Annotated in this window: 8 protein-coding genes, 1 tRNA gene and 1 pseudogene; 4 read left to right on the top strand and 6 right to left on the bottom strand. The window is 62.5% G+C overall.

The features are described from left to right. Positions 1 to 285 precede the first annotated feature (285 nt). The 3 genes and pseudogenes from H7225_RS17935 to H7225_RS18380 form a co-directional block, all read left to right on the top strand. The gene (locus H7225_RS17935) at positions 286 to 600 is read left to right on the top strand and encodes a transcriptional regulator (protein WP_290664322.1); all 315 of its coding nucleotides are present in this window, start codon (positions 286 to 288) and stop codon (positions 598 to 600) included. A 22-nt stretch (positions 601 to 622) separates the two neighbouring features. Then, a complete protein-coding gene (locus tag H7225_RS17930; RefSeq protein WP_290664320.1) occupies positions 623 to 898 on the top strand; it encodes a helix-turn-helix domain-containing protein in 276 nt (91 codons plus the stop codon). Between the two features lie 90 nt (positions 899 to 988). Continuing rightward, positions 989 to 1,084, top strand: a pseudogene (locus tag H7225_RS18380) (ATP-binding protein); the annotation flags it as partial. Between the two features lie 213 nt (positions 1,085 to 1,297). Here the strand turns inward: H7225_RS18380 and H7225_RS17925 are convergent. The 3 genes from H7225_RS17925 to H7225_RS17915 all read right to left on the bottom strand — a co-directional run bounded on the left by H7225_RS17925 (position 1,298) and on the right by H7225_RS17915 (position 2,736). Beyond that, positions 1,298 to 1,693 carry a DUF6538 domain-containing protein gene (locus H7225_RS17925; protein ID WP_290664318.1) on the bottom strand — a complete coding sequence of 132 codons (396 nt, stop codon included), beginning with the start codon at positions 1,691 to 1,693 and terminating at the stop codon, positions 1,298 to 1,300. 96 nt (positions 1,694 to 1,789) lie between these two features. Further along, positions 1,790 to 1,879: transfer RNA gene (locus H7225_RS17920), tRNA-Ser, on the bottom strand. 32 nt (positions 1,880 to 1,911) lie between these two features. Further along, complete coding sequence (locus H7225_RS17915) at positions 1,912 to 2,736, bottom strand: symmetrical bis(5'-nucleosyl)-tetraphosphatase (protein ID WP_290664316.1); 825 nt, start codon at positions 2,734 to 2,736, stop codon at positions 1,912 to 1,914. Between the two features lie 63 nt (positions 2,737 to 2,799). On the opposite strand from H7225_RS17915, the gene H7225_RS17910 reads away from it, so the two are divergent. After that, positions 2,800 to 4,104 (top strand): hemolysin family protein, encoded by a 1,305-nt coding sequence (locus H7225_RS17910; protein ID WP_290664314.1) that lies wholly within the window; start codon positions 2,800 to 2,802, stop codon positions 4,102 to 4,104. Here the strand turns inward: H7225_RS17910 and H7225_RS17905 are convergent. From H7225_RS17905 to H7225_RS17895, 3 genes are all read right to left on the bottom strand, one after another. Continuing rightward, positions 4,092 to 6,605: a DNA internalization-related competence protein ComEC/Rec2 gene (locus H7225_RS17905; protein WP_290664312.1), complete on the bottom strand. Its 2,514-nt coding sequence runs from the start codon at positions 6,603 to 6,605 to the stop codon at positions 4,092 to 4,094. The genes H7225_RS17910 and H7225_RS17905 overlap by 13 nt on opposite strands. A gap of 155 nt (positions 6,606 to 6,760) precedes the next feature. Next, positions 6,761 to 7,654 (bottom strand): sterol desaturase family protein, encoded by an 894-nt coding sequence (locus H7225_RS17900; RefSeq protein WP_290664310.1) that lies wholly within the window; start codon positions 7,652 to 7,654, stop codon positions 6,761 to 6,763. After that, complete coding sequence (locus tag H7225_RS17895; protein WP_290664308.1) at positions 7,651 to 10,107, bottom strand: ATP-binding protein; 2,457 nt, start codon at positions 10,105 to 10,107, stop codon at positions 7,651 to 7,653. The genes H7225_RS17900 and H7225_RS17895 overlap by 4 nt, the downstream gene beginning before the upstream one ends. Positions 10,108 to 10,165 lie beyond the last annotated feature (58 nt).

The raw sequence follows: 10,165 nt of genomic DNA, 5'->3' as shown, positions 1-10,165 counted from the left end.
GCCTACGGCTTCCTCCGCACACCACCTCGCGGTGGTGCACTTGCCCTCAGCTCGTGGTTATCATGCTCACCATGAGTCCATGTCGGTACTCCCACAGGGGACTTCCACCCCATAAGTTCGCGCCCATGCTGGGCGCACCTTTTCGGTCAAGCCGACACCTACAAGCTTCGCTTGTCGGTGCCCTGCGCGCTTCGCGCTCCGGCGCGGCTTACCGCGGGCGTTAGGCCTCGCTACCCGTGAGCAAGTGGTAGTTGCAAAAAATACGTCCTTGACGTATAGTTGCGCATGTACACGATCGCAGAAACGCCTTCGTTTATCGAGGATGCGAAAAAGCTGTGGACAGAGGAAGAACGCGCTGCCTTTTGTGTTTGGATCGCAGGTAATCCCGAAGCTGGTGATGTCATCCCCAGTAGCGGCGGTTGTCGCAAGGTCCGCTGGTCTCGTGCTGGCATGGGCAAACAGGGCGGCGTGCGAGTGATCTATTTCACTCGCTTGCTGTCAGGTGAAATCTGGCTCCTCGTGATCTACGCTAAAGCGGTCAGGGGCAACATCCCTGGCCATCTTCTCAAAGATGTTCGAGAGGCCATTGAAAATGAGTAATCGCCGCCAAACCACAGACTCAATGTCTGGCACTGAACTCGGTCTCAAGCTCCTTCAATCTGTCAAGGAAATGAAGGCTGGCAAGGCCGCACGGGTCACCCAAGTAGAGCTCAACGAAGTGACTGAAGCTCGCCAACAAACCGGGTTGTCTCAAACTCAGTTTGCCGAAGCTCTCTGCATTTCAAAACGCACGCTGCAAGAATGGGAGCAAGGTCGCCGTGCACCTTCTGGCGCAGCACAAGCTCTGATTCGCATTGCCCGCAGGCATCCCGAAATCCTGCTCGAGTCTCTCGCGTGAATCCGCGTGGCCTAAATCGGGTAGCCGGGGGCTTTTAACCCCCAGCCCCCACACCACCCACCATGCGGGTCCGCAGTGGGCGGTTCAACAGGTCGGCTCGGTGACGCCACGATGGCCGATGCGATGCTCGACCGACTGATGCAAAGCCATCACCGCCTCACGCTGACCGGGGAGACGTTGCGCAAGAAGGGGCCGGCCAAAGGCAAAGCGGGCTCACCAGCGAGCGCCGACACGCAGCAGGCCGATGCTCGACCCCCAACAACCGTCGGACAGGATCGGGGGGCCTCCGGCGGCCTGGCGGGGGCCTGATCGAAATATTTAACAAGCCATCGGAAAAAGGAAAAAAGACCTTCAAAGCAAGCCAAACCCTACAATCAAACCGCGCAACACCCTGATCGGTCACGATGGCCGGAATCGGCGGTCACCTTCGCCGGAATACGCAACAGGGTTGCCACGCAAGGAAGCATCTTCAGCCAGCACCGAAGAGTGAACCCGATGGGCAATAGCGGCCACCATGGCTTCAGATAGCTGGGCAGGACTCTGGGTAACCAAGGCCTTGTGGTCGGCCACAAACTGAGCCGCCCAATGAGCACTTAAGGGTGCAGCCTTGGCGTTGGCTTCTGTCGGATCTTGAGTGGTCAGGGAGACGGGTGGGGCCGCGTAGATCAGCGGTGAACCATCGGCCTTAAGGTACTTCGGCAAGCTTGCCAAAGCATTGGGAACCTTGACTTTGAACCAGTAAACGGTGCCCCGTTTATAGATGGTCCCGGGGGTCTTCATCTTGGTGTGCTCCATCAAATAAGCACCCTTTAGATGTACACCCTGGGTATACAGTCACAGCCCGTAAGTTGTTGATTTCGTTAATTTTATTTATGAATCAACTACTTAGCTTGGCGGAAGCGGTGAGATTCGAACTCACGGTAAGGTCGCCCCTACGCTAGTTTTCAAGACTAGAGCCTTAAACCACTCGGCCACACTTCCTGGAAGCGCTGGATTGTAAGCGAAGCCTGGCGCTACCTTCCAGGCTTTTGCGATTGGGGGCAATCGATCTGGATCAACTCACGCGTGGCACCCTCAATGCGCACCGCGCTCAACTGCCCGCCCCACACGCAACCGGTGTCCAGAGAGAGCAAGTTGTCGGTGTTGATCAAACCCAAGGTCGACCAATGCCCAAAAGCAACCGGGGTATCGGCCGTGCGCCGCCCGGGCAGCTTGAACCAAGGCGAAAACCCCTCTGGCGCCTCGTCCGCCCCATCTTTGGTGGCAAATTCCATGGTGCCGTCGGCCGCGCAAAAGCGCAGGCGCGTCAGGCTGTTGATGATGCACCTCCACCGATCCGGGCCTTGCAAATCGTCTTGCCAGCGGTTGGGTTGAACGCCATACATGACGTTCAAAAAATCGCCGATGTCCGGGCTTTGCAGCATCGCCTCAACCTCACCCGCCAGGGCGACAGTTTGGGCCGCATCCCACTGGGGCACCACCCCGGCGTGCACCATCAGCCAACCATGCTCCCAGACCGCCATACGGCGTTGCCGCAGCCAGTTCAGCCAGTCGGCTCGGTCGGGGGCCGACAAAATGCTGTCCAGGGTGTCGCTTCGGTTCGGTTTGCGCACGCCATGCGACACGGCCAGCAGGTGCAGATCGTGGTTGCCCAGCAGGCAAACCGCCGAATCGCCCAGGCCGCGCAGCCTTTTCAGCACGCCAAACGAATCAGGCCCCCGGTTCACCAGATCGCCCAAAACGTAGAGCCGGTCCCGCGAGGGAGAGAAGTCAATCGTGGCCAGCAACCGCTCAAGAGGGTCACAACAGCCTTGCAAGTCGCCAACGAGGTAGATCATGGCACCAATTCTGCTACGCTTCGGCGATGAAAATCGATGGCCCGGCAATGCCCGGCGCCCCACATGGACGTTGCGCTTTTAATTTTTCTAACAATTCTCAACGGCTTGTTCGCCATGTCAGAGATGGCCCTGGCTGCCAGCCGCAAGGCGCGGCTGCAGGTGATGGCCGAAACCGGCGATGCTGGCGCCAAGGTGGCCATGGAGTTGCATGACAACCCCACCCAGTTTTTGTCGACCGTGCAAATTGGCATTACCTCGATCGGGATACTGAACGGTATCGTGGGCAATGCTGCATTTTCCGGAGACTTGTCGATCTGGTTGACGGCCCAATTTCACCTCAGCCAGAACGTTGCCGAAATCACGGCCACCGGGTTGGTGGTGCTGATCATCACCTTCATCACGATCATTTTTGGCGAACTGGTGCCCAAGCGGGTAGGCCAGATGTACCCGGAGCCTGTGGCACGTTTGGTGGCACAGCCCATGAAATGGCTGTCCCGCCTGACCAAACCCTTTGTGTACCTGCTGACCGCCTGCACCGAAGGCCTGCTGAAGCTGATGGGCGTGCACGACACGGGTGGCCGTGGGGTGACCGAAGAAGAAATCAACGCGAGCCTGGAAGAGGGCTTGGACGCCGGCGTGATCGAGGCCAATGAGCACCAGATGGTGCGCAATGTGTTCCGCCTGGATGACCGGCAAGTGGGCTCGATGATGATTCCGCGCAGTGACATCGCCTGGCTGAATCTGGAAGCGTCGATGAAGCAAAACCTCGCGATCATTGCGCTGCACGGGCATTCACGCTACCCAGTTTGCCGAGGTGGCCTGGACGATGTGCTGGGCGTGATCACAGCGCAGCAGTTGCTGCACCAGATCACTCAGGGTTTGAGCAACGACCTGTTGCAAGGCTTGCAGCCGGCGGTGTTTGTGCCCGAAACCTTGTCGGGCATGGAGCTGTTGGATCACTTTCGCGCCTCGTCGGTACAGATGGTTTTTGTGGTGGACGAGTACGGTGAGGTGCAGGGGGTGATCACCTTGCGCGATGTGCTTGAAGCCATCACGGGTGAGTTCACCACGCCACAGGACGAGAACAGCTGGGCCGTTCAACGCGCGGATGGATCCTGGCTAGTCGATGGCCTGATCCCGGTGCCTGAGCTGAAAGACCGGCTGGGCTTCAAGGCGCTGCCCGATGAGGACCGCGGCCGCTACAACACGCTGGCGGGCATGGTGATGATGTTGCTGGGCCGTTTGCCGCAAACCACCGACACCGTCGATTGGGACGGCTGGCGTTTCGAGGTGGTGGACATGGACGGCAAGCGCATCGACAAGCTGCTGGTTTCGCCCTTGCCTGAAGAAGCGCTTCAGTCCCAGTAGTGCCGGGATCGCTGGCGCCAGCATTCGCCCAGGCGAAGGCGCTGTGCCGGATCCCGCTTGAGCGCTTGGGGCTGCGCAAGCGGCGCTTCACTGCTGTTCCACAAGAAAGCACCGCAGGCGGGCGTGGCCACTCGCGCCACACCCAGTTCGTCGTAGCGGGCCACCACCTCGGGCGAGGGATGGCCATAGCCATTGCGCCGCCCCACCTGGATCACGGCTTGTGTGGGCCCCACCGCCTGCAGGAATGCATCGGTGGACGAGGTTTTGCTGCCGTGGTGCGGCACGACCAGCACGGTACTGCGCAAACCGGCAACCTGCTCACCCAAAGCCTGAGCCCGCGCCACCACATCAGCCTCTTGTTGAGCTTCGATGTCACCCGCCAGGAACACACTGGCCGCCTCACGGCCGGGCAAGGTCTTGGCCTGAATCCGCACCGCGCAAGACAAGGCATTGGGCGAGAGATCAGCGCGGCGCGCGTAGTCTTCGGCACGGGGGTGAACCACGGTGAAATCGACGCCATCCCATTGCCAATGCTGGCCCGCCTCGCACCGACGATGCCGCAAAGGCTCGCCGCCCACCATGGTCTGGCGCAAGGGGTGTTCGTCTTCCAGGGATGAGCGCAACAGCGTCACCGGCACCTCGCGCACGATCGAAGCTGCACCGCCCACGTGGTCGGCATCGCGGTGGCTGATGATCAGCTCGTCGAGCTGGGTCACGCCCAAGGCCACCAGGAGCGGCACCACCACACGCTGGCCAGCGTCGCTTTGGTCGCCCACCTTGGGGCCCGCGTCGAACACCAGGGCGTGCCGCGCAGTGCGCACCAGCACCGAGGTGCCCTGCCCCACATCCGCCGCCACCACGCTGAACTGGCCAGGCACGGGCGGCGGCACCAGCGACCATGGGCCGGGCAAGAACGGCAGCAACAGCAAAGCTGGCAAGCCTGCCAGACGCCAGCGCCAGGGCACGGGCAGCACCAAGGCCGCGGCTGCCAGGACCACCAACACCGACAAGCTCATGGGCAGCATGGGCACATGGGTGGACGCCCAAGACCAATGGGCCATCCAGGCCAGCACCTTGACAGTCATGGACACGAACCACGCAGCCACACCCCACAAGGCAGGCCAGACCACGCCGCCCAGCGCCAAAGGCGTGATCAGCGCCGTGAACACCGGGATGGCCAGCAAGTTGGCGGCAAAACCAACCACCGAGACTTGCTGGAAGAACACCGCCGCCAGCGGCGTCAACGACAAGGTGGTCAGCCACTGCGTTTGAACCAAGGATCGGACCATGATCGAGCCGCGCATGCGCCAGGACTCGTCGCCCGGTTCAGGCCTTTCGACTGCGGTGCCGCTGGACATGAGCACACCCACCGCGACAAAGGACAACCAGAAACCCGCTTGGCAAAGTGCCCAGGGGTCCATCACGGTGACCACCACCGCCGCCGCCAGCCAGACCGGTGGCCAAGGCCAGGGGCGACCACCGATGCGCAACAGCGCCCAGACAGCCATCATGCAAACGGTGCGCTGTGCGGGCACGCCCCAACCGGCCAGCAGCGAATAGGCCGTGGCCACGAGGACGCCACTGACCAGTTGCACGACGGGGGCGGGCCAATGGTGCATGAGCCGGGAGCTGCGCCGCCACAGCCACGCCAGCACCGTGCTGCCCATCCAGCCTACCATGGCGATGTGCAGGCCACTAATGCTGATTAAATGGGCGATCGACGTTTTGCGGAAGACATCCCAGTCTTCACGGCCGATGCCGGACTGGTCCCCGATGGTCAATCCTGAGAGCACGCCGGCCAGGCGCGCATCGGGCACTTGCCGCTGGATGGCCTCGCGGATGCCCTGCCTGAGCCGGTCTACCGCACCGTCCGACCACCAATGGCTGGGCGATTGCAGCAACTGCGGTTGCTGGCCTTTCTTGGCGCGGACCGAGCCGGTGGCTCGCACGCCCTTGTCCAGCAACCACAGTGCCGCGTCAAAACCACCGGGGTTGCCCGTGGGCACGGGGGGCTGCAAACGAACCGTCCAACGCCAGACTTGGCCGGCTTGCACCTGGGACAAGGACTCGCCAGCCTGCCAGTACAGCATCACGCGGCTTGGCATGCCTTGGTCCAGGGTCTTGCCCTGAAGTGCCAGGCTATGAACCGCCACGTCGAATCCCAGGCTGCCGCCTCGCAACGTGGGCAGACCCTGCACCTGCCCCTGGAGCAACAAGTCCTGGTCCTGCCATGAAGGCGGCAAGGCCTGCTGCATCAGCGCATGGGCTCGCCATGTGGTGCTGCCCCAGGCCAACAAGGCACATGCCAGCCACACCAGGGGCCATGCCGCCCGACGCTGGCCCGGCCTGCTGCGGCTCATCAGCCAGGCGCTGATCAACACCATCAGTAGGGCGGATGCACAAGCGCCCTGAGCCCAAGCCAAGGCGACCAAGCTGGGTTGCTGCAGCTGAAATGCCACGCCCACCACCCAGGCGGCCATGGCCATCGTCCACAGGCTCATGTGGAATGGGAAGCGTGACGTGGGTGGGTGTCGTGAATCATCAAGATCATCAAGCGGTCTCAGCGGCGGCATCCGGGAAGAGGCAGATTGTTGCTGTCAACCGCGCGCTGGCGACCCACCCCAACAGGTGATGGACAAAGCCCCAGGGTCTGGGGTCAGTCGCGCACCGTGTCAATCGATGATGGCGGGGTTGGGACGGATCGCCCCATTGGCTGCCAGGCCGGCGGCATCACCACGTGCAGCAAGGCTGATTTGAGGTTGGGGGCCTTGAGCATGTCCCGCCCCAACTCGATCCACGCATCAAATTCCACGCGCAAGGGGTTGTAGCTGCGCTGGGGTTTGACCAGGCCGTAGCGGATGGGGATGTCATCGCGCTCGGCCACGTAGGTGCCAAACAGGCGGTCAAAGATGATCAGCACGCCACCGTAGTTGGCATCCAGGTATTGGGGGTTGCTGGCATGGTGAACGCGGTGCGCCGAGGGCGTGTTGAACACGTATTCCATCCAGCCCAGCTTTGGGATCCAGGTGGCGTGAATCCAGAACTGGTACAGCAGGTTCAAGGTCAGGGTCTGTGCCACCAGCCTGGGCTCAAACCCCAGCCAGACCAGCGGCGCGAAGAAAATGAAGGTGCCGGTGAGCTTGCCGAACAGACCGATGCGCACCGCCGCCGTGAGGTTCAGCTCATTGGGCGAGTGGTGCACCGAATGGTTGCACCAGAACCAACGCACACGGTGGGCTGCGCGGTGAAACCAGTAGTAGCAAAACTCCTGGCCCAAGAATAGCAACAGCACGGTCTGCCAGCCATCCAGCTGCAGGGTGGTCAGGCGGTGCTTGACCGCCCATTGTGTGACCGGCGTGGACAAGGCCAAGGGCACCGTGAGGTTGATGGTGATGCGCAGCACCAGGTCCAGGAAGGAGATGCCCGAGGCACGCCAATCGTAGCGAGCCCGGCGGGACAGCACCCAGGCCTCGATCAGCGAGGCCAGCACGATGGCGGGCACCACCAGGAACAAGAGGATGGCGTCAATGTGGTCGAGTTGGCTATTCATGGGGTGGTAACCGTGCGGCTGGCCTTGTTCAAAGCACCTCGCATGGCCTGTTGCAAGGTCTCCGCGCCAAAGGGCTTGGGCAGCACGGCAATGCCCTCTTCGATGGCCCGGCACAGCTCTTTGGTGTAGCCCGTCACCAGCAGCACGGCCAGGGTCGGGTAGTCGCGCCGGATCATCGCCGCCAGGTCGATGCCACTGGCTTGCCCCGGCATGATGACATCGCTGATGACCAAGTCAATGTCTTGGTGATGGGTTGCCAGCCAAGGTTGCGCGGCGTCGGCGCTGTCCAGGTGGGTGACCTGACACCCGAGCACGCGGATCAGCTCGCAGGTGGCCTCGGCCACTTCAGGATTGTCTTCAACCAGCAGCACCCGGGCCACCAGGGGCGCCACCGCCACCACCGCCACCACCGGCACCTCGGGCTCGGCTTCAACCGCGGCCGCCAGGTTCACCGGCAGCCGCATCAACACGCTGGTGCCTTCACCATGGTTGGACCTGACCAGCACCTCGCCTTTGGCCTGCACGCAAAAACCATAGACCTGGCTGAGGCCCAGGCCAGTGCCTTCGCCCGGTGCCTTGGTCGAAAAGAAGGGTTCGAAAATGCGATCTCGGATGGCCTCGGGGATGCCGGAGCCGGTGTCGGTCACCACCAACTCAACGACGGCACCACCCAGAGTAGAGCCGCCGGCCGCCAGTTCAGCAGCGCTCAGGTTGCGGGAGCTGATGATCAGTTGTCCCCCGCTGGGCATGGCATCCCGGGCATTGATGACCAGGTTCAGCAAGGCCAACTCCAACTCGGCCGGGTCGACCAGCAGCGGGTGCGTGTCGGCCTGTAGCTCGATGCTCAACTGCACGGCTCCGCCCAAAGTGGTTCGAAACAGGTCGGACAGCGCAGGCAGGCTGTCTTGCAGCAAGACCGTTTCCGGCCTCAGGGCCTGGCGGCGCGAAAACGCCAGCAGTTGCCGGGTCAGCTTGGTGCCCGCCGTCACGGCGCGGTTGATGGCCCCCAGCGGTTTGCTGTCCTTGACGGCGGGGTACAACTGCCCCATCAGATAGGCGTTGGTATTGACCACCATCAGCAGGTTGTTGAAGTCGTGCGCCACCCCGCCAGTGAGCTGGCCCAGGGCTTCCAGCTTCTGGGAATGCCGAAGCGCATCTTCCGCCCGCCGCCTTTGCTCGGACTCTTCCTGCAGGCGCCGCACGGCTTTCAATTCTCTGGAAGCGCGGCGAAGCGCCACCGAAGCAACATAGGCCAGCGCCAGCCCCGCGGGGAAGGTTGCGGCGGCCAGCACCGCCACGCGGTTTTGCCACTGGGCCAGCAAGGCCCCGCGGTCAATGGAGGCCGCGACATACACCGAATACGGCTCCAGCCGCCTCAGCGAGACCAGCGGCCCGGTGTCGCCAGTGGGCTCCGCCATCTCGGCCAATGACATCGGCCGCGCACTGGGGTCAGCAACGGGATAGCGGGCCAGGACTGTGCCATCGGCTCGCATCAAGGTCACGCTCAGCCCGGGTTCGGACTCAGCCATCTTCTGGTAGAAATCAGTGAAGTACTGCGGCAGCAGTGAGACGGCCACGGCGCCCAGCAAGCTGCCATCCGGCGCCCGCCGACAGCGGCTGATATTGAAGAACTTCCGCCCGGTGGTGCGCCCGATGGCCAGGTTGGAGATGGACCAAGTGTCCGACTTCTTGTCACAAAAGGCCAAGTAGCCCCGGTCGTTGACGTTCAAGTCCGTCGGCACAGGGAAAAGTCGGTTGGACACCAGCGGGCGACCATCGGCGGCCCAGATCCAGATGGAGCGAACTTGTTCTACCTCAGAGGCTGCTTGCACCAGCTTGCGGTGCAGGGGCCCTTCCCGAGCGCGGATGTCAGCGGCCGATTGCGAACCCACCTCGTCCAGGATGAAATTGACGATGACGCCATTGGTTTCGATGACGCGCGAGGCGTGCTCGCGCACGATGGCGGCTGCCCGATCAACCCGGGCGTGCCCTTCCTGCAGGATCTGGCCCCGGGTGTACCAGGCGATGCTGCAGAAAAAAACCACCGGCAGCACCAGCGACATGGCGATCCACACGCGCAACCACCACAAGGAGCCTTCAGAGGGCACCGCGGTGCGGTCGTCTGCAGCGTCAGGCCGACTCAGGCCGATGAAACGCTCCAGGAAGAAAACCACCGCCAAGGCAGACATCAAGAAGATGACAACGTGAAGGTTACTGGGGTGAGGGTTCAGGCCTGGTACCAGCGCCCACACCGCACAGCCCACGGCGGTCCAGATCGCCGCAGCCCGCCCAGCCACGACCTGCACCGCGATCAGCGAAGTGAATGCCAGGACAAATGGAACGGCATCGGCCAGCCAAGGTTGCAGCAAGGCCCGCGTGCCCATGCCCGCCACCACCCCCGCCAGCACCACACCCAGCCAACGCCATGACTTTTTTTCAGCTGAAACGCTCAAGCCTTGTCTCCGATACGCCGTACGCCAGGGAATGGTGGGCAGTCTACAACCGCCTGGG

This window comes from Aquabacterium sp., assembly GCF_014378415.1.
In the GTDB taxonomy this organism is placed as follows: Bacteria; Pseudomonadota; Gammaproteobacteria; order Burkholderiales; family Burkholderiaceae_C; genus Aquabacterium.
Note: the sequence above shows the minus strand (reverse complement) of the source record. Positions and strands in the feature narration are given on the sequence as shown.